Annotated in this window: 33 protein-coding genes; all 33 read left to right on the top strand. The window is 36.3% G+C overall.

What is annotated here, in order from left to right:
- Positions 1-19: 19 nt before the first annotated feature.
- The 33 genes from rpsG to eno all read left to right on the top strand — a co-directional run bounded on the left by rpsG (position 20) and on the right by eno (position 19383).
- Entirely contained in the window at positions 20-496 is a 477-nt protein-coding gene (gene rpsG, locus GGR32_RS05895; RefSeq protein ID WP_183477268.1) for a 30S ribosomal protein S7, read from the top strand.
- 9 nt (positions 497-505) lie between these two features.
- Positions 506-2635: an elongation factor G gene (fusA, locus tag GGR32_RS05890; RefSeq protein ID WP_183477267.1), complete on the top strand. Its 2130-nt coding sequence runs from the start codon at positions 506-508 to the stop codon at positions 2633-2635.
- Between the two features lie 12 nt (positions 2636-2647).
- On the top strand, positions 2648-2953 hold the full coding sequence (rpsJ, locus tag GGR32_RS05885) for a 30S ribosomal protein S10 (protein ID WP_007094989.1): 306 nt from the start codon (positions 2648-2650) through the stop codon (positions 2951-2953).
- 181 nt (positions 2954-3134) lie between these two features.
- On the top strand, positions 3135-3749 hold the full coding sequence (gene rplC / locus GGR32_RS05880) for a 50S ribosomal protein L3 (protein WP_183477266.1): 615 nt from the start codon (positions 3135-3137) through the stop codon (positions 3747-3749).
- Positions 3749-4378, top strand: coding sequence for a 50S ribosomal protein L4 (rplD, locus tag GGR32_RS05875; protein ID WP_183477265.1), 630 nt, complete (start codon positions 3749-3751; stop codon positions 4376-4378). The genes rplC and rplD overlap by 1 nt, the downstream gene beginning before the upstream one ends.
- A gap of 8 nt (positions 4379-4386) precedes the next feature.
- Positions 4387-4677, top strand: coding sequence for a 50S ribosomal protein L23 (rplW, locus tag GGR32_RS05870; protein WP_183477264.1), 291 nt, complete (start codon positions 4387-4389; stop codon positions 4675-4677).
- An 11-nt stretch (positions 4678-4688) separates the two neighbouring features.
- The gene (rplB, locus tag GGR32_RS05865) at positions 4689-5516 is read left to right on the top strand and encodes a 50S ribosomal protein L2 (RefSeq protein ID WP_183477263.1); all 828 of its coding nucleotides are present in this window, start codon (positions 4689-4691) and stop codon (positions 5514-5516) included.
- 9 nt (positions 5517-5525) lie between these two features.
- The gene (gene rpsS, locus GGR32_RS05860) at positions 5526-5804 is read left to right on the top strand and encodes a 30S ribosomal protein S19 (RefSeq protein WP_183477262.1); all 279 of its coding nucleotides are present in this window, start codon (positions 5526-5528) and stop codon (positions 5802-5804) included.
- 8 nt (positions 5805-5812) lie between these two features.
- A complete protein-coding gene (gene rplV / locus GGR32_RS05855; protein ID WP_183477261.1) occupies positions 5813-6220 on the top strand; it encodes a 50S ribosomal protein L22 in 408 nt (135 codons plus the stop codon).
- Between the two features lie 8 nt (positions 6221-6228).
- Positions 6229-6942, top strand: coding sequence for a 30S ribosomal protein S3 (rpsC, locus tag GGR32_RS05850; protein WP_183477260.1), 714 nt, complete (start codon positions 6229-6231; stop codon positions 6940-6942).
- A gap of 18 nt (positions 6943-6960) precedes the next feature.
- Entirely contained in the window at positions 6961-7380 is a 420-nt protein-coding gene (gene rplP, locus GGR32_RS05845; RefSeq protein WP_183477259.1) for a 50S ribosomal protein L16, read from the top strand.
- A 10-nt stretch (positions 7381-7390) separates the two neighbouring features.
- Positions 7391-7594: a 50S ribosomal protein L29 gene (gene rpmC / locus GGR32_RS05840; RefSeq protein WP_183477258.1), complete on the top strand. Its 204-nt coding sequence runs from the start codon at positions 7391-7393 to the stop codon at positions 7592-7594.
- Between the two features lies 1 nt (position 7595).
- Positions 7596-7853, top strand: a complete 258-nt coding sequence (gene rpsQ / locus GGR32_RS05835) for a 30S ribosomal protein S17 (RefSeq protein ID WP_183477257.1) — start codon at positions 7596-7598, stop codon at positions 7851-7853.
- 2 nt (positions 7854-7855) lie between these two features.
- Complete coding sequence (gene rplN, locus GGR32_RS05830) at positions 7856-8224, top strand: 50S ribosomal protein L14 (RefSeq protein ID WP_183477256.1); 369 nt, start codon at positions 7856-7858, stop codon at positions 8222-8224.
- Positions 8225-8234: 10 nt separating this feature from the next.
- Positions 8235-8546: a 50S ribosomal protein L24 gene (rplX, locus tag GGR32_RS05825; RefSeq protein ID WP_183477255.1), complete on the top strand. Its 312-nt coding sequence runs from the start codon at positions 8235-8237 to the stop codon at positions 8544-8546.
- Position 8547: 1 nt separating this feature from the next.
- Positions 8548-9099 carry a 50S ribosomal protein L5 gene (gene rplE / locus GGR32_RS05820; RefSeq protein ID WP_183477254.1) on the top strand — a complete coding sequence of 184 codons (552 nt, stop codon included), beginning with the start codon at positions 8548-8550 and terminating at the stop codon, positions 9097-9099.
- A gap of 1 nt (position 9100) precedes the next feature.
- Positions 9101-9370, top strand: coding sequence for a 30S ribosomal protein S14 (rpsN, locus tag GGR32_RS05815; protein WP_183477253.1), 270 nt, complete (start codon positions 9101-9103; stop codon positions 9368-9370).
- A 63-nt stretch (positions 9371-9433) separates the two neighbouring features.
- Positions 9434-9832 carry a 30S ribosomal protein S8 gene (gene rpsH, locus GGR32_RS05810; protein ID WP_183477252.1) on the top strand — a complete coding sequence of 133 codons (399 nt, stop codon included), beginning with the start codon at positions 9434-9436 and terminating at the stop codon, positions 9830-9832.
- Positions 9833-9850: 18 nt separating this feature from the next.
- Positions 9851-10393, top strand: a complete 543-nt coding sequence (rplF, locus tag GGR32_RS05805; protein WP_183477251.1) for a 50S ribosomal protein L6 — start codon at positions 9851-9853, stop codon at positions 10391-10393.
- Between the two features lie 12 nt (positions 10394-10405).
- Positions 10406-10759 (top strand): 50S ribosomal protein L18, encoded by a 354-nt coding sequence (gene rplR / locus GGR32_RS05800; protein ID WP_183477250.1) that lies wholly within the window; start codon positions 10406-10408, stop codon positions 10757-10759.
- A 7-nt stretch (positions 10760-10766) separates the two neighbouring features.
- Positions 10767-11291, top strand: a complete 525-nt coding sequence (rpsE, locus tag GGR32_RS05795) for a 30S ribosomal protein S5 (RefSeq protein WP_183477249.1) — start codon at positions 10767-10769, stop codon at positions 11289-11291.
- A gap of 11 nt (positions 11292-11302) precedes the next feature.
- Positions 11303-11485 carry a 50S ribosomal protein L30 gene (gene rpmD / locus GGR32_RS05790; RefSeq protein WP_183477248.1) on the top strand — a complete coding sequence of 61 codons (183 nt, stop codon included), beginning with the start codon at positions 11303-11305 and terminating at the stop codon, positions 11483-11485.
- An 11-nt stretch (positions 11486-11496) separates the two neighbouring features.
- Entirely contained in the window at positions 11497-11949 is a 453-nt protein-coding gene (rplO, locus tag GGR32_RS05785; protein WP_183477247.1) for a 50S ribosomal protein L15, read from the top strand.
- Positions 11950-11957: 8 nt separating this feature from the next.
- Positions 11958-13295 carry a preprotein translocase subunit SecY gene (secY, locus tag GGR32_RS05780; RefSeq protein WP_183477246.1) on the top strand — a complete coding sequence of 446 codons (1338 nt, stop codon included), beginning with the start codon at positions 11958-11960 and terminating at the stop codon, positions 13293-13295.
- Between the two features lie 2 nt (positions 13296-13297).
- A complete protein-coding gene (infA, locus tag GGR32_RS05775) occupies positions 13298-13513 on the top strand; it encodes a translation initiation factor IF-1 (RefSeq protein ID WP_183477245.1) in 216 nt (71 codons plus the stop codon).
- Between the two features lie 97 nt (positions 13514-13610).
- Positions 13611-13727: a type B 50S ribosomal protein L36 gene (gene ykgO, locus GGR32_RS05770; RefSeq protein ID WP_183477244.1), complete on the top strand. Its 117-nt coding sequence runs from the start codon at positions 13611-13613 to the stop codon at positions 13725-13727.
- Positions 13728-13732: 5 nt separating this feature from the next.
- Positions 13733-14107, top strand: coding sequence for a 30S ribosomal protein S13 (gene rpsM / locus GGR32_RS05765; protein ID WP_183477243.1), 375 nt, complete (start codon positions 13733-13735; stop codon positions 14105-14107).
- An 84-nt stretch (positions 14108-14191) separates the two neighbouring features.
- The gene (gene rpsK / locus GGR32_RS05760) at positions 14192-14575 is read left to right on the top strand and encodes a 30S ribosomal protein S11 (RefSeq protein WP_183477242.1); all 384 of its coding nucleotides are present in this window, start codon (positions 14192-14194) and stop codon (positions 14573-14575) included.
- Between the two features lie 93 nt (positions 14576-14668).
- Positions 14669-15274 (top strand): 30S ribosomal protein S4, encoded by a 606-nt coding sequence (gene rpsD / locus GGR32_RS05755; RefSeq protein ID WP_183477241.1) that lies wholly within the window; start codon positions 14669-14671, stop codon positions 15272-15274.
- Positions 15275-15298: 24 nt separating this feature from the next.
- Positions 15299-16291 (top strand): DNA-directed RNA polymerase subunit alpha, encoded by a 993-nt coding sequence (locus GGR32_RS05750; protein ID WP_183477240.1) that lies wholly within the window; start codon positions 15299-15301, stop codon positions 16289-16291.
- A 60-nt stretch (positions 16292-16351) separates the two neighbouring features.
- Positions 16352-16834, top strand: coding sequence for a 50S ribosomal protein L17 (rplQ, locus tag GGR32_RS05745; protein ID WP_183477239.1), 483 nt, complete (start codon positions 16352-16354; stop codon positions 16832-16834).
- 84 nt (positions 16835-16918) lie between these two features.
- Positions 16919-18031 (top strand): glutamine-hydrolyzing carbamoyl-phosphate synthase small subunit, encoded by a 1113-nt coding sequence (gene carA, locus GGR32_RS05740; protein WP_183477238.1) that lies wholly within the window; start codon positions 16919-16921, stop codon positions 18029-18031.
- Between the two features lie 59 nt (positions 18032-18090).
- On the top strand, positions 18091-19383 hold the full coding sequence (gene eno, locus GGR32_RS05735) for a phosphopyruvate hydratase (RefSeq protein WP_183477237.1): 1293 nt from the start codon (positions 18091-18093) through the stop codon (positions 19381-19383).
- Positions 19384-19560 lie beyond the last annotated feature (177 nt).

The following is a 19560-nucleotide window of genomic DNA, read 5'->3' as shown; positions in this document are numbered from 1 at the left end:
AAACGTTTAAAAAGAAGACATGAGAAAAAGACAGGCAAAAAAGAGGCCAATTTTACCAGATCCAAAATTTAACGATCAGTTAGTGACGCGTTTTGTTAACATGATGATGTGGGACGGTAAAAAATCAGTGGCTTTTAAAATCTTTTACGATGCAATTGCAATTGTAGAAGAAAAAAATCAAGACGAAGAAAAAACGGCTTTAGAAGTTTGGAAGGATGCGTTGTCAAACGTAATGCCGCACGTTGAAGTGAGAAGTAGACGAGTAGGTGGGGCAACATTCCAAATCCCGATGCAAATTAGACCAGATCGTAAAGTTTCTACTGCGATGAAGTGGTTGATATCTTTCTCAAGAAAGCGTAATGAAAAATCGATGGCTGCTAAGCTTGCTGCAGAAATAATGGCTGCTGCAAAAGAAGAAGGTGCTGCGGTTAAGAAGCGCGTTGATACGCATAAAATGGCAGAAGCAAATAAAGCATTCTCACACTTTAGATTCTAATATAACAACATGGCACAAAGAGATTTAAAATTTACAAGAAACATAGGGATTGCAGCGCATATCGATGCTGGAAAAACTACTACAACTGAACGTATCTTGTTCTATACAGGAGTGAACCACAAAATGGGAGAAACTCACGAAGGTTCATCTACGATGGACTGGATGGAGCAAGAAGCAGAAAGAGGTATTACTATCCAATCGGCAGCAACCTCTTGTACTTGGAAATTCCCTATGGAAAATGGGAAACCATTACCAGATTCTAAAGATTATCATTTTAATATTATCGATACTCCAGGACACGTTGACTTTACAGTGGAAGTTAACCGTTCTTTACGTGTATTAGATGGGTTAGTGTTCTTGTTTAGTGCAGTTGATGGGGTTGAGCCTCAGTCTGAAACTAACTGGAGGTTAGCGGATAATTATGGTGTTCCGAGAATTGGTTTCGTTAACAAGATGGACCGTCAAGGGTCTAACTTCTTAATGGTAAACAATCAGGTAAAAGAAATGTTAGGTTCTAACGCAGTGCCTATCGTTTTACCAATTGGTGAAGAAGCTGATTTTAAAGGAATAGTAGATTTAGTAAAAAACAGAGCTGTTGTATGGCATGATGATAACTACGGTTCTACATTTGACGTAGTTGATATTCCTGAAGAAATGAAGGAAGAAGTGCGTGAGTACAGAGCTAAATTAGTAGAGGAAATCGCAGAATACGATGAGAATTTAATGGAAAAATTCTTTGAAGATGAAGACTCTATTACAGAAGAAGAAATGCACGCTGCACTTAGAGCTGCAGTTATGGATAGAGCTATTATACCAATGGTATGTGGTTCTTCATTTAAAAATAAAGGAGTTCAGTTCTTGTTAGACGCAGTTTGTCGTTATTTGCCTTCTCCGGTAGATAAGGAGGCGATTGTAGGAACTAGCCCAGATACAGGAGAAGAAATTTCTCGTAAACCAGACGTTTCTGAGCCGTTTTCAGCATTAGCATTTAAAATTGCTACCGATCCTTTCGTAGGTCGTTTAGCGTTTTTCCGTGCTTATTCTGGGCGTTTAGATGCAGGTTCGTACGTATTGAACAACCGTTCAGGAAAAAAAGAACGTATTTCTCGTATCTACCAGATGCACTCAAACAAGCAAAATGCAATTGAGTATATTGAAGCAGGAGATATTGGGGCTGCAGTAGGATTTAAAGATATTAAAACAGGAGATACGCTTTCTGATGAAAAAGCACCGATTGTTTTAGAATCTATGGAATTCCCAGATCCAGTAATCGGTATTGCTGTTGAGCCAAAAACTAAGGCAGACGTTGATAAATTAGGAATGGCTTTAGCTAAATTAGCAGAAGAAGATCCTACATTTACAGCAAAAACAGATGAAGCATCAGGACAAACGATAATCTCTGGTATGGGTGAGCTTCACTTAGATATTATTGTAGATCGTCTTAAACGTGAGTTTAAAGTAGAAGTGAATCAAGGGAAACCACGTGTAGAGTATAAAGAAGCTGTTACACGTCCTGCAGATCATAGAGAGGTTTACAAAAAGCAATCTGGTGGTCGTGGTAAATTCGCAGATATAGTATTTACATTAGAGCCAGCAGAAGAAGGTAAATCAGGATTAGAATTTGTTTCAGAAATTAAAGGTGGTAACATTCCTAAAGAATTTGTTCCTTCTGTAGAGAAAGGATTCAAAGAAGCGATGAAAAACGGACCTTTAGCTGGGTACGAAGTAGATGCTATGAAAGTCACTTTAAAAGATGGTTCTTATCATGATGTGGATTCAGATCAACTATCGTTCGAGTTGGCAGCTAAATTAGGTTTTAAAGCGGCAGCAAAAGCAGCAAAAGCTGTAATCATGGAGCCAATTATGAAACTAGAGGTGCTTACGCCAGAAGAGAACATGGGAGATGTAGTGGGAGACTTAAACCGTCGTCGTGGTCAGGTTAATAACATGAGTGACCGTGCAGGTTCTAAGGTAGTAAAAGCTAATGTGCCGTTATCTGAAATGTTTGGTTATGTAACAGCGTTACGTACATTAACTTCAGGTAGAGCAACTTCTACAATGGAATTTTCTCACTATGCAGAGACTCCTTCGAATATCGCAGAGGAGGTGATTAGTGAAGCAAAAGGATCTAACGATTAATATTAAGAAGAGATGAGTCAAAAAATTAGAATAAAATTAAAATCTTACGATCATAACTTAGTAGATAAATCTGCAGAGAAGATTGTAAAGACTGTAAAAACCACAGGAGCTGTTGTAACAGGGCCAATCCCTTTGCCAACACACAAAAAAATATTTACGGTACTAAGATCGCCACACGTTAACAAAAAATCACGTGAGCAATTTCAGTTAAGTTCATATAAGCGTTTATTAGATATCTATAGTTCATCATCAAAAACTATCGATGCTTTAATGAAACTTGAGCTTCCAAGTGGTGTAGAAGTGGAAATAAAAGTGTAACTTTGCCGAACGTTTTTGGTAAAAACACGTAAAAGCCTCATTCTGAATAAGAATAGGTAACATGTCCTGAGCTGCGTGCGAAGGAAAAACGGAAGAAAAATGTATTCTAAAGGGTTAGAAAAGCGTTTTTCTGGCCCTTTAGAGTTTTTTAAAATAAATTTTAAATTAATTATTAATTATTATGTCTGGGTTAATAGGAAAAAAAATCGGAATGACCAGCATTTTTGACGAGAACGGGAAAAACATCCCTTGTACCGTTATTCAAGCTGGGCCATGCGTAGTCACCCAAGTCAGAACTAAAGAGGTTGACGGGTATGAAGCACTTCAACTTGGTTTCGATGACAAGACAGAGAAGAGTAGTACTAAGGCTGAAAAAGGTCACTTTAAAAAAGCTGGTACTGCTGCGAAGCGTCGTGTTATTGAGTTTCAAGGATTTGAAGAAGAGTATAAACTAGGAGATGAAATTACAGTAAGTCATTTTGCAGAAGGTGACTTTGTGGACGTTTCAGGAACATCTAAAGGTAAAGGATTCCAAGGGGTTGTGAAACGTCATGGCTTTAGAGGTTCTTCAAGAACTCACGGTCAGCAAAGTATGCTTAGAGCTCCAGGTTCTATAGGTGCTGCCTCGTATCCTGCGCGTGTATTTAAAGGTATGCGTATGGCAGGAAGAATGGGAGGAGAAAAAGTTAAAGTTCAAAACCTAAAAGTGTTGAAAGTAGTGGAGGATAAAAATCTGCTAGTTGTGAAAGGTTGTGTGCCAGGTCACAAAAACGCTTATGTAACTATTCAGAAGTAATGAAAATAGCAGTAGTAGATATTAAAGGGAAAGAAACAGGTAGAGAGGTGAGCCTTTCAGAAGCTGTTTTTGGAATAGAGCCTAACAACCATGCTGTTTATTTGGATGTTAAGCAGTATTTGGCAAATCAACGCCAAGGTACGCACAAAACTAAAGAGCGTGCGGAAATTACGGGAAGTACACGTAAAATTAAGAAACAAAAAGGTACAGGTACTGCGCGAGCAGGAAGTATAAAATCTCCAGTTTTTGTAGGAGGTGGACGTATTTTTGGGCCTCGCCCAAGAGATTACAGGTTTAAGCTTAATAAAAACCTTAAGCGTTTAGCACGTAAATCTGCTTTAAGCCAAAAGGTGAAAAATAATGAAATTTTAGTAGTTGAGGATTTTCAATTAGAAGCTCCAAAAACTAAAGATTTTATAGCGATTTTAAGAAATTTAGGCTTAGAAGGTAAAAAATCACTGATAGTATTGGGTGAATCAAATAAAAATGTATATTTGTCATCACGTAATTTAAGCGCTTCGGAAGTTGTAACTAATTCAGAATTAAGTACTTACAAAATACTTAATGCGAATAAGATTGTACTTTTAGAAGGTGCTATAGAAGGAATAGAGACTAACTTGAGTAAATAGTAAACGTTATGAGTATCTTAATAAAACCTATTATTACAGAAAAAGCAACAAGCGATGCGGAGTTGAATAACCGCTTTTCGTTTATTGTGAATAATAAGGCGAACAAGATTGAAATAAAAAATGCAGTAGAATCTGCTTATGGCGTTTCGGTTGAAAAAGTTCGTACGATGAATGTTCGTCCTGATTATAAAACTCGTTATACTAAAACGGGAGTTGTGACTGGTAAAACAAATGCTTATAAAAAAGCAATTGTACAGATAGCGGACGGAGAGACAATAGATTTATATGCTAATCTTTAAGACGAAAAAGAATGTCGGTTAGAAAATTAAAACCAATTACTCCTGGTCAGCGTTTTAGAGTAGTGAATGGGTTCGACGCTATCACTACTGATAAGCCGGAGAAAAGCTTATTAGCTCCGAAAAAAAGAACAGGAGGTCGAAACAATCAAGGTAAAATGACTATGCGCTACATAGGTGGTGGTCATAAACAGCGTTACCGTATTATCGATTTTAAAAGAGATAAGCAGGGAGTTCCTGCAACGGTTGCGTCAATTCAGTACGATCCAAACAGAACTGCGTTTATCGCTTTGCTGCATTATCAAGATGGAGAAAAGCGATACATTGTTGCTCAAAACGGACTTAAAGTTGGGCAGAATGTAGTATCTGGAAAAGAAGATGTTCCTACTGAGATAGGGAATGCAATGCCATTGTCTAAAATACCGTTTGGTACAGTTATTTCTTGTATAGAGTTAAGACCTGGTCAGGGAGCTGTTATGGCTCGTAGTGCTGGTGCGTTTGCTCAACTTATGGCAAGAGAAGGGAAGTATGCAACGATTAAATTGCCTTCTGGTGAAACTAGAATGGTTTTAGCAGAGTGTTTAGCTACTGTAGGTGCTGTGTCTAACAGTGACCATCAGTTGTTAGTGTCTGGTAAAGCGGGTAGAAGTCGTTGGTTAGGAAGAAGACCAAGAACAAGACCAGTTGTAATGAACCCGGTAGATCACCCAATGGGTGGTGGTGAAGGTCGTGCTTCTGGAGGTCATCCAAGATCGCGTAAAGGTCTTCCTGCTAAAGGTTTTAGAACGCGTTCTAAAACTAAATCGAGTAATAAGTATATTATAGAGCGTAGAAAGAAATAATAAGAAGACATGGCAAGATCATTAAAAAAAGGACCTTACGTTCATTATAAATTAGAGAAAAAAGTAGCTCAAAATGTAGAGTCTGGTAAGAAAACTGTTATCAAGACTTGGTCTAGAGCTTCTATGATTACTCCTGATTTTGTAGGGCAAACTATAGGAGTGCATAATGGTAGACAGTTTGTGCCAGTATATGTTACTGAAAATATGGTGGGTCATAAATTAGGAGAATTTTCACCTACACGTTCTTTTAGAGGGCATGCTGGTGCGAAAAATAAAGGTAAAAAATAATTGAAGTTATGGGAGTTCGAAAAAGACAAAGAGCAGAGCAAATAAAAGAGGCTAAGAAGCAAGTCGCTTTTGCGAAATTAAATAACTGCCCAACTTCACCACGAAAAATGCGTTTAGTTGCAGATTTAGTGCGTGGAGAGGATGTGGAAAAAGCACTTCAAATATTGAGATTTAGTACGAAAGAGGCTTCTGGGCGTGTAGAAAAACTTTTATTGTCAGCTATTGCTAACTGGCAGCAAAAGAATGAAGATGCAGATATAGAAGATGCTGAATTGTATGTAAAAGAAATTCGTGTTGATGGAGGTAGTATGCTAAAAAGATTACGTCCAGCTCCACAAGGGAGAGCACATAGAATTAGAAAAAGATCTAACCATGTAACATTAGTGTTAGGATCTAAAAATAATACACAAAGCTAAGAAGTAGTATGGGACAAAAAACAAATCCAATAGGAAATAGACTTGGTATCATTAGAGGATGGGAATCTAATTGGTATGGAGGAGATGACTACGGAGATAAATTAGCCGAAGATGATAAGATAAGAAAATACATCCATGCTCGTCTTTCTAAAGCTAGTGTATCTCGTGTAATCATAGAGCGAACTTTAAAACTTGTAACCGTTACTATCACTACTGCTCGTCCGGGTATTATTATCGGGAAAGGCGGTCAGGAGGTAGACAAGCTTAAAGAAGAACTTAAAAAGATTACCGGTAAAGAAGTTCAGGTAAATATCTTTGAGATTAAAAGACCTGAGCTTGATGCTCATTTAATCGCAGCAAGCATTGCACGTCAAATTGAAAATAGAATTTCATACAGACGAGCAATCAAAATGGCTATTGCTGCTGCTATGCGTATGAACGCAGAAGGAATTAAAGTGCAAATTTCAGGTCGTTTAAATGGAGCTGAAATGGCGCGTTCTGAAGCGTATAAAGAAGGAAGAATACCTTTATCTACATTTAGAGCAGACATAGATTATGCTTTAGTGGAAGCGCATACTACCTACGGAAGATTAGGGGTTAAAGTATGGGTAATGAAAGGAGAAGTTTTCGGAAAAAGAGAATTATCTCCATTAGTAGGGCTTTCTAAAAAACAAGGAGGAAAGTCAGGTCGAGGTGGTAACAAATCACGTCGTAGAAAGTAATTTTTTAAAATTTAGAAAATGTTACAACCTAAAAGAACAAAATACCGCAAACAACAAAAAGGCCGAATGAAAGGAAATGCCGGAAGAGGACATAGACTTTCTAATGGTACTTTCGGGATAAAATCTTTAGATGCTAACTTTGTTACTGCACGCCAAATCGAGGCTGCTCGTATTGCAGCAACTCGTTATATGAAAAGAGAAGGTTCTATCTGGATACAAATTTTTCCAGATAAGCCAATTACCAAAAAACCTCTTGAGGTACGTATGGGTAAAGGAAAAGGTAATGTTGAGTATTGGGCAGCAGTAGTGAAGCCAGGAAGAATGCTTTTTGAAGTAGGAGGCGTTCCTATGGCAATAGCAAAAGAAGCGTTACGATTAGCTGCACAAAAATTACCGGTAAAAACCAAATTTGTTGTAGCAAGAGATTATCAAGAATAATTAGAGTATTATGAAACAATCAGAGGTACAAAAATTATCTGTAGCTGAATTGCAAGAAGAATTTGCAAGCCAAAAACAAGCGTATACCGATTTAAAAATGGCACATGCAATTACTCCTTTAGATAACCCTGCACAAATTAGAACTGTGCGTAGATCGATTGCACGATTAGCAACAGAGTTAACCAAACGACAATCAGATAATTCTGCTGAGTAAGATGGAAAAAAGAAATTTAAGAAAAGAACGTATAGGTGTAGTTACAAGTAACAAAATGGAGAAATCTATTGTTGTTTCTGAAACGAAAAAAATGAAACACCCTATGTATGGAAAATTCGTTTTGAAAACGAAAAAATACGTAGCACACGACGAGAAAAATGACTGCAACGAAGGGGATACTGTACGTATCATGGAGACACGTCCACTTAGTAAAACCAAATGTTGGAGAGTAGTAGAAATAATTGAAAGAGCGAAATAATTATGGTACAACAAGAGTCTAGACTAAAAGTAGCAGATAATACCGGAGCAAAAGAAGTGTTAACCATACGCGTGCTTGGCGGTACTAAAAAGAGATACGCTTCTATTGGAGACAAAATTGTTGTAAGTGTAAAAGAAGCAACTCCTAATGGAAACATAAAAAAAGGAGCTGTTTCTACAGCAGTTGTTGTTCGTACCAAAAAAGAAGTGCGTAGAGCAGATGGATCTTATATCCGTTTTGACGATAATGCATGTGTTCTTTTGAATCCAGCTGGGGAAATGCGCGGAACTCGTGTGTTTGGTCCAGTAGCAAGAGAACTTCGTGATAAGCAATTTATGAAGATTGTATCATTGGCACCAGAAGTGCTTTAATACACAAAAAATGGCAAAGCTTAAAATTAAATCAGGAGATACTGTACGTGTAATTGCCGGAGAATACAAAGGGCAAGAAGGAAAAGTACAAAAAGTATTAATCGATAAAAACAGAGCCATTGTGGAAGGCATCAATATGGTTTCTAAACATGAGAAACCATCGGCGTCAAATCCGCAAGGAGGAATCAAAGAAAAAGAAGCTCCAATCCATATCTCAAACCTTTCTTTATTAACTAAAGATGGTAAAGAAACTCGAGTAGGGTACCGTATGGAAGGAGATAAAAAAGTGAGATTTTCTAAAAAATCTAATGAAGTAATTTAGTATGAGTTACCTACCAAGACTTAAACAAGAGTATAAAGAGCGCATAATACCGGCGCTTACCAAAGAATTTAGCTATCAAAATGTTATGCAGGTACCTAAACTTACTAAGATTGTACTTAGTAGAGGAGTAGGAGCTGCAGTAGCAGATAAAAAGCTAATCGATCATGCAGTAGATGAACTTACCATGATTACTGGTCAGAAAGCGGTGGCAACCATATCTAAGAAAGATGTTGCAACATTTAAATTACGTAAAGGAATGCCAATTGGGGTAAAAGTAACTTTACGTGGTGAGCAAATGTATGAATTTTTAGATCGTTTAATTACGGCAGCATTACCTCGAGTAAGAGATTTTGATGGAGTAAAAGCTACAGGTTTTGACGGAAGAGGAAACTATAACCTTGGGATTACCGAGCAAATTATTTTCCCTGAAATCAATATCGATAAAGTGAATAAAATTGACGGGATGGATATTACTTTTGTAACTACAGCTCCAACCGACAAAGAAGCAAAATCATTATTAACCGAGTTAGGAATACCGTTTAAAAAGAAATAATATGGCTAAAGAATCGATGAAAGCCCGTGAGGTAAAGCGCGAAAAGTTAGTAGACAGATATGCGGAAAAACGCAAAGCTTTAAAAGAAGCTGGTGATTACGAAGCATTACAAAAACTTCCTAAAAACGCTTCTCCTGTTCGTTTACACAACCGTTGTAAACTAACAGGAAGACCTAAAGGTTACATGAGACAATTTGGTATTTCGCGTGTAACTTTCCGTGAAATGGCAAACCAAGGCCTAATTCCAGGGGTTAAGAAAGCAAGCTGGTAGAAATTTTTTTAATTGAATGAAGGTTTGGGGTTTACCAAAAACCACATTCGCAAATAAGTATATATGAATACAGATCCTATCGCAGATTATTTAACAAGAATTAGAAACGCAGTGGCTGCTGGGCACCGCGTTGTAGAAATTCCTGCATCTAATCTAAAAAAACAAATTACTAAAATACTATTTGATCAAGGTTATATCCTAAGCTATAAATTTATGGCAGAAGGGCATAGAGAAAATATCAAAATTGCTCTTAAATACGATAGTATTACTAAAGAACCTGTAATAAAAGCAATTCAGCGTATAAGTAAACCAGGTTTACGTAAATATGCAGGAGCGAAAGATGTGCCAAGAATCCTTAACGGATTAGGTATTGCTATTGTTTCTACATCTCACGGTGTAATGACAGATAAGCAAGCACGTAAAGAGAATGTTGGAGGAGAAGTACTTTGTTACGTTTACTAATACTAAAATTCCAGAAAAATGTCAAGAATAGGAAAAAACCCAATAACAGTTCCAGAAGGCGTTACAATAGACGTTAAAGAGGGAGTTGTTACGGTAAAAGGAAAATTAGGAGAGCTTACTCAAGAGTATAGCGATATAGAAATAAAGCAAGAAGATGGTCAGATTGTTTTAGAGCGTTCTTCAGATAAAAAAGATTTAAGAGCTAAACATGGTTTATACCGTGCTCTTATCAATAACATGATCGAAGGAGTTTCTAAAGGATTTACTAAAGAATTAGAGTTAGTAGGAGTAGGTTACAGAGCTTCTCATCAGGGTCAGAAATTAGATATAGCTGTTGGTTTTTCGCATAATATCGTTCTCGAGTTAGCCCCTGAAATCAAAGTAGAAACTGTTTCAGAAAAGGGTAAAAACCCAATCATCAAGTTAACCTCTCACGATAAACAACTAGTTGGTCAAGTAGCTGCTAAAATTCGTGCTTACCGTAAACCAGAACCTTACAAAGGAAAAGGTATCAAATTTGTAGGTGAACACATTAGAAGAAAAGCAGGTAAATCAGCTTAATAAAAAGTAATTATGGCGTTTTCAAAAACAAATAGAAGACTTAAAATACGAAAAAGAATCCGTAAAAATTTAACGGGGACTGCAAACAAGCCAAGGCTTGCTGTATTTAGAAGTAATAAAGAAATTTATGCTCAGCTAATTAACGATGTAGAAGGTGTAACTATTGCAGCAGCATCTTCTCGCGATAAAGAAATAGATAATGCAGGTTCTAAATCTGAAGTTGCAGCTAAAGTAGGTAAAGTAATTGCCGAAAAAGCAAAAGCAGCAGGAGTAGAAACTGTAAGTTTTGATCGTGGCGGATATTTATATCACGGTAGAGTAAAATCATTAGCAGACGGTGCTCGCGAAGGAGGCCTTAAATTCTAAATAAGATATGTATCAAGATTATAAAAACGTAGAGCGCGTAAAACCTAGTGGTTTAGATTTAAAAGACCGTTTAGTTGGAGTACAACGTGTTACCAAGGTAACAAAAGGAGGAAGAGCTTTTGGTTTTTCTGCTATTGTTGTTGTAGGTGATGAAAACGGAGTAGTAGGTCACGGTTTAGGGAAGTCTAAAGAAGTTGCAGAAGCAATTTCGAAGGCAGTAGAGGATGCTAAGAAAAACTTAGTGAGAGTACCTTTATTTAAAGGAACTTTACCACACGAACAAAGAGGGAAATACGGAGGAGCTAGAGTATTATTAATGCCTGCAACAGAAGGTACAGGGGTAATTGCTGGTGGTACCATCCGTCACGTCCTTGAAGCTGCTGGTGTACATGATGTATTATCTAAAAACCAAGGATCTTCAAACCCACATAACGTAGTAAAAGCTACTTTCGATGCATTATTGCAATTAAGAAGTGCAGAGACTGTTGCTAAACAACGTGGAATTTCATTAGATAAATTGTTTAACGGATAATCACAGGAATAATGGCAACTATAAAAGTAACGAAAGTAAAAAGTGCTATTAATCGTCCTAAAAACCAAAAGCTTACTTTAGAAGCTTTAGGTCTTAAAAAAATAGGACAGACTAAAGAGCACCAAGACACCCCAAATATCCTTGGGATGATCAATAAAGTAAAACACTTAGTCTCTGTTGAAGAAACAAAATAAGATAGATTATCATGGAATTACATAACTTACAACCAGCTAAAGGTGCTGTAAAGAGTAACTCAAAACGAGTAGGTAGAGGTGAAGGAACTGGAAAAGGAGGAACTTCAACTCGTGGGCATAAAGGTGCTAAATCTCGTTCTGGATATTCTAGAAAAATAGGTTTCGAAGGAGGACAAATGCCACTTCAGAGACGTGTGCCTAAGTTTGGATTTACCAATATTAATAGAAAAGAATATCAAGGAATTAATTTAGATGTTATCCAAAATCTTGTTGAGGAAGGAAGAATATCTGATGTGCTTGATTTCGAGACAATCATAGACCTAGGTTTAGCTAGAAAAAATGAACTAGTTAAAATTTTAGGTAGAGGAGAGTTGAAAACAAAACTAAAAGTATCTGCTCATAAGTTTACAGCTTCAGCTAAACAAGCAATCGAAGCTGCAGGAGGAGAAGCTGTAACTTTATAATAGAACACATGAAGTTTATAGAAGCAATAAAAAACGTCTGGAAAATTGAAGAACTAAAAAACCGAATCTTGGTTACTTTAGGACTTCTATTAGTATACCGTTTTGGAACACAAATCGTATTACCAGGAATAGATGCATCGCAATTGTCTCAATTGGCCTCGCAGACCGAAAACGGTTTGCTAGGTCTGCTTAATGCCTTTACTGGTGGAGCATTTGCTAACGCATCTGTATTTGCCTTAGGAATTATGCCGTATATTTCGGCTTCGATTGTAGTGCAACTTATGGGAATAGCAGTACCTTATTTGCAGAAACTACAAAAAGAAGGAGAAAGCGGTCGTAAAAAAATTAACCAAATTACACGTTGGTTAACCATAGCAATTACCTTGATTCAAGGTCCTGGATATATTATGAATTTGTATAATACCCTTCCAGAAAGTGCCTTTGTTTTAGGAAGTTCTTTTGGGTTTATTGCTTCTTCAGTTATCATACTAACAACAGGTTGTGTTTTTGCCATGTGGTTAGGGGAGCGTATTACCGAAAAAGGTATTGGTAATGGGATCTCTTTACTAATTATGGTGGGAATTATTGCACGTATGCCGCAAGCTTTTATACAAGAATGGTTGTCTCGTGTAACAGAATCTAACGGAGGTATGATTATGATACTTATAGAGTTAGTGATTTGGTTTGCAATTATCTATGCTTCGGTAATGCTAGTAATGGCAGTGCGTCAAATTCCGGTACAGTATGCAAGAAGAAATTCTACTGGAGGATACGAAAAAGATATCTTTGGTGGAGCAAGGCAATTTATACCACTTAAGCTAAATGCTTCAGGAGTTATGCCAATTATCTTTGCGCAAGCAATTATGTTTATCCCTGCTGCATTAGTAAGCTTATCAGATTCAGAAACTGCACAAGGTATAGCGGCAACATTCAATAATATTTTTGGGTTTTGGTATAACTTAGTATTCGCATTATTAATAATTGTGTTTACTTATTTTTATACTGCAATTACCGTACCTACTAACAAGATGGCAGATGATTTAAAACGTAGTGGAGGGTTTATTCCTGGGATTAGACCAGGTACCGAAACTGCCGATTATTTGGATAAAATTATGTCGCAAATTACATTGCCAGGATCTATTTTCTTAGCACTTATCGCCATATTTCCTGCTATTATCGTTTCTTTTGGAGTTCAGCAAAGTTGGGCATTATTTTTCGGAGGAACATCTCTTTTAATTATGGTAGGAGTGGCAATAGATACCATGCAACAAGTAAACTCATATTTGTTAAACAGACATTATGATGGGTTAATGAAATCTGGGAAAAATAGAAAAGCAGTAGCGTAATTATGGCAAAGCAACCATCAATAGAACAAGACGGAACCATTATAGAAGCATTATCTAATGCTATGTTTAGAGTAGAATTAGAAAATGGACATGTAGTAACCGCTCATATTTCTGGTAAAATGCGTATGCACTATATAAAGCTTTTACCAGGTGATAAAGTTAAGTTAGAGATGAGCCCGTATGACTTAACTAAAGCACGTATAACATACAGATACTAATATACTTGAATTAAACTTTAGGTTATTTGTATTTTTTTTGTACTTTTGCACACCAAATTTATGGGCTATAATATAATTTATAGAAAAATATAAACCGATGAAAGTAAGAGCATCAATAAAAAAGCGTAGTTCTGACTGTAAAATAGTTCGCAGAAAAGGAAGATTATACGTTATTAACAAAAAGAATCCTAGATTTAAACAAAGACAAGGCTAATAATTATGGCAAGAATTGCAGGGGTTGATATACCAAAACAAAAGCGAGGAGTTATAGCATTAACCTATATCTTCGGAATCGGAAAAAGTAGAGCTCAGAAAATTTTGAGCCAAGCAAACGTAGACGAAAACACTAAGGTTTCTGATTGGACAGATGAGGAAATAGGTAGAATTCGTGAAGCTGTAGGGCAATTTACTATAGAAGGTGAATTAAGAACAGAAGTACAGCTTAATATAAAACGCCTTATGGATATAGGTTGTTACAGAGGTATACGTCACAGAACAGGTTTACCTCTTCGTGGACAACGTACCAAAAACAACTCTAGAACACGTAAAGGAAGAAAGAAAACTGTTGCAAATAAGAAAAAAGCAACTAAATAATAGTAGTGCGATGTAGTTTAGAGGTTAGTTAGGTTTTAACCTTTTAACTAATCACTAAATTAACACTTACACAATATTTAAACTATGGCAAAGACAGTAGCTAAAAAACGTAAAGTAAAAGTTGAAGCGTACGGAGAAGCACATATTACAGCTTCTTTTAACAATATCATTGTTTCGCTTACAAACAAAAACGGTGATGTGATTTCTTGGTCTTCTGCAGGAAAAATGGGCTTTAGAGGAAGTAAGAAAAATACTCCTTATGCAGCTCAATTAGCTGCCGAAGATGCTACTAAGACTGCTTACGAAACTGGCTTGAGAAAAGTAAAAGTTTTTGTAAAAGGTCCTGGTAACGGAAGAGAATCTGCAATCCGTTCTATCCATAATGGAGGGATAGAAGTAACCGAAATTATCGATGTTACTCCAATTCCTCATAACGGATGTCGTCCTCCAAAAAAACGTAGAGTATAATAATTAATTAGATAAAAGGAGTTTTTGATTATCGAAGGATTAACTATAATTTTAGACCTTAATTCATAATCATCCTTTTTAAAACATTTTATAATGGCAAGATATACAGGTCCAAAAACTAAAATAGCTCGTAAATTTGGCGAAGCTATCTTTGGAGATGATAAATCTTTTGAGAAAAGAAATTATCCTCCAGGTCAACATGGTAATAACAGACGTCGTGGTAAAAAGTCAGAATATGCAGTTCAGTTAACTGAAAAGCAAAAGGCAAAATATACTTACGGAATTTTAGAGCGTCAGTTTAGAAACCTATACAAAAAAGCAAACAGATCTCAAGGGATTACAGGTGAGGTGTTACTGCAATTATGTGAATCACGTTTAGATAACGTAGTTTACCGTATGGGGATTTCTCCTTCACGAAGAGGAGCACGTCAGCTAGTTTCTCACCGTCATATTACCGTAAATGGTAATATTGTTAACATTCCTTCTTACCAGTTAAAAGCAGGAGATGTAGTAGGAGTAAGAGAAAAATCAAAATCGTTAACAACTATCCAATCATCTTTAGATAACGCATCTACAGTATACGAATGGATTACTTGGAACTCAGAAAAGAAAGAAGGAACTTTTGTAAGCATTCCATCTAGAATTCAAATTCCAGAAAATATCAACGAGCAATATATCGTCGAATTATATTCTAAATAATAAATAGATAATAGAACTCAAACTATGGCCATACTTAATTTTCAGAAGCCCGATAAAGTAATCATGATTGATTCTACGGAGTTTGAAGGTAAATTCGAATTTCGTCCACTAGAACCTGGTTACGGTTTAACAGTAGGAAACGCCTTGCGTAGAGTGCTTTTATCATCTTTAGAAGGTTTTGCAATAACATCTGTTCGTATAGAAGGAGTAGATCACGAATTCTCTACCATAGCTGGAGTTGTAGAAGATGTAACCGAAATTATCCTAAATTTAAAACAAGTACGTTTTAAACAACAAGTAGAAGATGTAGATACCGAAGCTGTAAGCATATCTGTTTCTAATAAAGAGCAGTTAACAGCAGGAGATTTTCAGAAATTTATTTCAGGATTTCAAGTGCTAAACCCAGATTTGGTAATCTGTAATATGGAGAAGAAAGTAAGCTTAAATATAGAGTTTACTATCGAGAAAGGAAGAGGTTACGTTCCTGCTGAAGAAAATAAAAAGGCAAATGCACCATTAGGAACCATTTTTACCGATGCTATCTATACACCAATTAAAAATGTAAAGTATAGTATTGAAAATTATCGTGTGGAGCAGAAAACCGATTACGAAAAATTGGTTTTTGAAATTATTACCGATGGTTCTATTCATCCAAAAGACGCCCTAACAGAAGCAGCAAAAATTCTAATCCATCACTTTATGTTATTCTCTGACGAGCGCATTACGCTAGAGGCAGATGAAATAGCACAAGCTGATACTTATGATGAAGAATCGCTTCACATGCGTCAGTTACTAAAAACCAAGTTAGTAGATTTAGACCTTTCAGTAAGAGCATTAAACTGCTTGAAAGCTGCAGAAGTTGATACCCTTGGCGATTTAGTATCTTATAACAAAAATGATTTGATGAAGTTTAGAAACTTCGGAAAAAAATCCCTTACCGAATTAGAAGAACTTGTTGGAAACAAAGGTTTAACTTTCGGAATGGATTTAGCAAAATATAAATTAGATAAAGAATAATACCTGCGTAGTTTGCTCCTTAGTAGTAAGTTGAGCAAGATGTAGGCAAAATAAAATGTCATGAGACACGGAAAAAAGAACAACCACCTATCAAGAACAGCAGCACATCGTAAAGCGATGTTGGCAAATATGGCATGTTCATTAATCGAGCATAAGCGTATTAATACCACTACTGCTAAAGCTAAAGAACTTAAAAAGTTTGTAGAGCCACTTGTTACAAAATCAAAAGAAGATACTACACACAACCGTAGACTTGTTTTCTCTAAACTACGTAATAAATATGCAGTTACAGAACTTTTTAGAGAAGTAGCACAAAAGGTAGGCGATCGTCCAGGAGGATATACTCGTATTATTAAGTTAGGAAACCGTCTAGGAGATAATGCCCAAATGGCAATGATCGAGTTGGTAGACTATAACGAGCTTTACGATCCTAAAGGAGGGAAGAAGAAAACTACTCGTCGTAGCCGTCGAGGAGGAAGTTCTAAAGCTTCAGAAGACACAAGCCCTAAAGCGGAAGAAACAAAAACTACCGAAGAGGAATAGTATGATATTTTTATTTATACATGATATAAAAGGATAAGCTCTTTAGAGTTTATCCTTTTTTTTAATATTTAATCCAAGCTTAGCATGAAATACAAAACTAGAAACAAAGCCATTATTCTTTTACAAGACGGAACAATTTTTCACGGGAAAGCCGTATCTAACATAAAAGCTACAGCCTATGGTGAAGTTTGTTTTAATACAGGGATGACAGGTTATCAAGAAATTTTTACCGACCCTTCCTATTTTGGCCAGCTAATGGTAACAACCAATGCACACATAGGTAATTATGGGACTTTTGCAGAGGAAATAGAATCTGACGGGATTAAAATTGCAGGATTAATTTGTAAGAATTTCAGCTATAATTATTCACGCCCATTAGCAGATAAATCGTTAGAAACTTTTTTAGAAGAACAAAATATTTTAGCAATTTCAGATGTAGATACAAGAGCTTTGGTAGCCTATATTCGAGATAACGGCGCTATGAATGCTGCAATCACAACAGAATTAGATAAGCTAGACGATATAAAAAAGGCATTGGGAGATACTCCAGAGATGAATGGTTTAGAACTTGCCTCTAAAGTATCAACAAAAGAAGCTTATGAAGTGGGTAACCCAGAGGCAACCTACAGAATTGCCGCTTTAGATATAGGTATAAAAAAGAATATCATCCGGAATTTTGTAAAAAGAGATTGTTTTGTAAAAGTATTTCCTTTTAATACAAGTTTAGCCGAAATGAAAGCGTGGAATCCAGACGGATATTTCCTTTCTAACGGTCCTGGAGATCCAGAACCTTTGGCAGAAGCCATTACATTAGCAAAAGATATTTTAAAAGAAAACTTGCCTTTATTTGGAATATGTTTAGGACACCAAGTAATCGCGTTAGCTAACGGAATTTCTACCTTTAAAATGCATAATGGGCATAGAGGCATAAACCACCCAGTTTTAAATAAAGACACAGGAAAAGGAGAAATTACCTCTCAAAACCATGGTTTTGCAGTAAGTAGAGAATCGCTGGAAGCTAACCCTGAAGTTGCCATTACTCATGTACACCTTAACGATCAAACCGTAGCTGGACTTAAATTGAAGAGTAAAAATTGCTTCTCTGTACAATATCACCCAGAGGCAAGCCCAGGACCTCATGATGCTACTTATTTATTTGATCAGTTTATAGAAAACATAAAAAAGGCACAGGCCTAAATTTATTTAAATAATAATTAATCGTATCTTTTTCCACTTATTACGACAACTTACATATTATGAGTTTAATTATAGATATTAAAGCACGACAAATTTTTGATTCTCGTGGTAACCCAACTGTAGAAGTAGATGTAATCACAGAAAATGGCTATTTAGGAAGAGCCGCTGTACCTTCAGGAGCTTCTACCGGAGAACATGAAGCGGTAGAGCTTCGTGATAATGAAAAAGCCTATATGGGTAAAGGCGTGAGCTATGCAGTAGAAAATGTTAACACCATTCTAGCAGAAAATATTTTAGGGATGTCGGTATTCGAGCAGACCAAAATAGACCAGTTAATGATTAACCTAGACGGAACTCCAAACAAAGCCAATATTGGTGCCAATGCTATTTTAGGTGTCTCATTGGCCATTGCAAAAGCCGCTGCAAACGAGTTAGGAATACCATTATATAAATACATAGGAGGCGTTTCTGCTAATACACTACCGGTTCCTATGATGAATATTATCAACGGAGGTTCACACTCAGATGCTCCCATTGCATTTCAAGAGTTTATGGTTATGCCTGTAAAGGCTAAAAACTTCACCGAAGCTATGCAAATGGGGTCGGAGATATTCCACCATTTAAAGAAAGTACTTAAAGATCGTAATTTAAGCACTGCCGTAGGAGACGAAGGAGGTTTTGCACCAACACTAGAAGGCACAGAAGATGCTATAGAATCTATCAAAAAAGCTACCGAAAATGCTGGATATACCTTTGGTGATGAAATTATGATTGCTTTAGATTGTGCTGCTGCAGAATTTTATAAAGATGGAAAGTACAACTATCAACTTTTTGAAGGAGAAAAAGGACAAATTCGTACAAGCGAAGAACAAGCCAATTACCTTGCAGAACTAGTAGCAAAATACCCAATAATTTCTATTGAAGACGGAATGGATGAAAACGATTGGGAAGGGTGGCGTATTCTGACTGAAAAAATAGGCGATAAAGTACAACTAGTAGGTGACGATTTGTTTGTAACTAATGTAAAACGCTTAGAAAAAGGAATTAAGGAAAATATAGCCAACTCAATCCTAATTAAAGTAAACCAAATAGGTACGCTAACCGAAACTATTGCAGCCGTGAACATGGCACATCATGCAGGCTATACTTCTGTAATGTCACACCGTTCAGGTGAAACAGAAGATAATACCATTGCCGATTTAGCCGTAGCACTAAACACAGGACAAATAAAAACAGGCTCTGCATCACGTTCAGACAGAATGGCAAAATACAACCAATTATTAAGAATTGAGGAAGAACTTGCCGAAACAGCTTACTATCCGCAGAACAAAGCTTTTAAACATATAAATTAAAAGCATAAAATAAATTAATTTTTAAGAAGGCTATCCTAAAAGATAGCCTTCTTATTTTTTAATCAAATTAGCGAAGAAATAACGAAGAAAAACAAGCTTGATTATTATTATTTTTATAAAAGAAAACCCTTATAGAACTATAGTTAAAATACATCGAAATAAGTGTTTGAATTAACC

It is taken from the genome of Mesonia hippocampi, from assembly GCF_014197445.1.
Lineage (GTDB): Bacteria > Bacteroidota > Bacteroidia > Flavobacteriales > Flavobacteriaceae > Mesonia > Mesonia hippocampi.
The sequence above is the reverse complement of the archived record's forward strand: the minus strand, read 5'-3'. Positions and strand labels throughout refer to the sequence as shown.

Coding starts and splice junctions, on each gene's coding strand:
- rpsG (WP_183477268.1), top strand. CDS start 20: ATGAGAAAAAGACAGGCAAAAAAGAGGCCAATTTTACCAGATCCAAAA.
- fusA (WP_183477267.1), top strand. CDS start 506: ATGGCACAAAGAGATTTAAAATTTACAAGAAACATAGGGATTGCAGCG.
- rpsJ (WP_007094989.1), top strand. CDS start 2,648: ATGAGTCAAAAAATTAGAATAAAATTAAAATCTTACGATCATAACTTA.
- rplC (WP_183477266.1), top strand. CDS start 3,135: ATGTCTGGGTTAATAGGAAAAAAAATCGGAATGACCAGCATTTTTGAC.
- rplD (WP_183477265.1), top strand. CDS start 3,749: ATGAAAATAGCAGTAGTAGATATTAAAGGGAAAGAAACAGGTAGAGAG.
- rplW (WP_183477264.1), top strand. CDS start 4,387: ATGAGTATCTTAATAAAACCTATTATTACAGAAAAAGCAACAAGCGAT.
- rplB (WP_183477263.1), top strand. CDS start 4,689: ATGTCGGTTAGAAAATTAAAACCAATTACTCCTGGTCAGCGTTTTAGA.
- rpsS (WP_183477262.1), top strand. CDS start 5,526: ATGGCAAGATCATTAAAAAAAGGACCTTACGTTCATTATAAATTAGAG.
- rplV (WP_183477261.1), top strand. CDS start 5,813: ATGGGAGTTCGAAAAAGACAAAGAGCAGAGCAAATAAAAGAGGCTAAG.
- rpsC (WP_183477260.1), top strand. CDS start 6,229: ATGGGACAAAAAACAAATCCAATAGGAAATAGACTTGGTATCATTAGA.
- rplP (WP_183477259.1), top strand. CDS start 6,961: ATGTTACAACCTAAAAGAACAAAATACCGCAAACAACAAAAAGGCCGA.
- rpmC (WP_183477258.1), top strand. CDS start 7,391: ATGAAACAATCAGAGGTACAAAAATTATCTGTAGCTGAATTGCAAGAA.
- rpsQ (WP_183477257.1), top strand. CDS start 7,596: ATGGAAAAAAGAAATTTAAGAAAAGAACGTATAGGTGTAGTTACAAGT.
- rplN (WP_183477256.1), top strand. CDS start 7,856: ATGGTACAACAAGAGTCTAGACTAAAAGTAGCAGATAATACCGGAGCA.
- rplX (WP_183477255.1), top strand. CDS start 8,235: ATGGCAAAGCTTAAAATTAAATCAGGAGATACTGTACGTGTAATTGCC.
- rplE (WP_183477254.1), top strand. CDS start 8,548: ATGAGTTACCTACCAAGACTTAAACAAGAGTATAAAGAGCGCATAATA.
- rpsN (WP_183477253.1), top strand. CDS start 9,101: ATGGCTAAAGAATCGATGAAAGCCCGTGAGGTAAAGCGCGAAAAGTTA.
- rpsH (WP_183477252.1), top strand. CDS start 9,434: ATGAATACAGATCCTATCGCAGATTATTTAACAAGAATTAGAAACGCA.
- rplF (WP_183477251.1), top strand. CDS start 9,851: ATGTCAAGAATAGGAAAAAACCCAATAACAGTTCCAGAAGGCGTTACA.
- rplR (WP_183477250.1), top strand. CDS start 10,406: ATGGCGTTTTCAAAAACAAATAGAAGACTTAAAATACGAAAAAGAATC.
- rpsE (WP_183477249.1), top strand. CDS start 10,767: ATGTATCAAGATTATAAAAACGTAGAGCGCGTAAAACCTAGTGGTTTA.
- rpmD (WP_183477248.1), top strand. CDS start 11,303: ATGGCAACTATAAAAGTAACGAAAGTAAAAAGTGCTATTAATCGTCCT.
- rplO (WP_183477247.1), top strand. CDS start 11,497: ATGGAATTACATAACTTACAACCAGCTAAAGGTGCTGTAAAGAGTAAC.
- secY (WP_183477246.1), top strand. CDS start 11,958: ATGAAGTTTATAGAAGCAATAAAAAACGTCTGGAAAATTGAAGAACTA.
- infA (WP_183477245.1), top strand. CDS start 13,298: ATGGCAAAGCAACCATCAATAGAACAAGACGGAACCATTATAGAAGCA.
- ykgO (WP_183477244.1), top strand. CDS start 13,611: ATGAAAGTAAGAGCATCAATAAAAAAGCGTAGTTCTGACTGTAAAATA.
- rpsM (WP_183477243.1), top strand. CDS start 13,733: ATGGCAAGAATTGCAGGGGTTGATATACCAAAACAAAAGCGAGGAGTT.
- rpsK (WP_183477242.1), top strand. CDS start 14,192: ATGGCAAAGACAGTAGCTAAAAAACGTAAAGTAAAAGTTGAAGCGTAC.
- rpsD (WP_183477241.1), top strand. CDS start 14,669: ATGGCAAGATATACAGGTCCAAAAACTAAAATAGCTCGTAAATTTGGC.
- GGR32_RS05750 (WP_183477240.1), top strand. CDS start 15,299: ATGGCCATACTTAATTTTCAGAAGCCCGATAAAGTAATCATGATTGAT.
- rplQ (WP_183477239.1), top strand. CDS start 16,352: ATGAGACACGGAAAAAAGAACAACCACCTATCAAGAACAGCAGCACAT.
- carA (WP_183477238.1), top strand. CDS start 16,919: ATGAAATACAAAACTAGAAACAAAGCCATTATTCTTTTACAAGACGGA.
- eno (WP_183477237.1), top strand. CDS start 18,091: ATGAGTTTAATTATAGATATTAAAGCACGACAAATTTTTGATTCTCGT.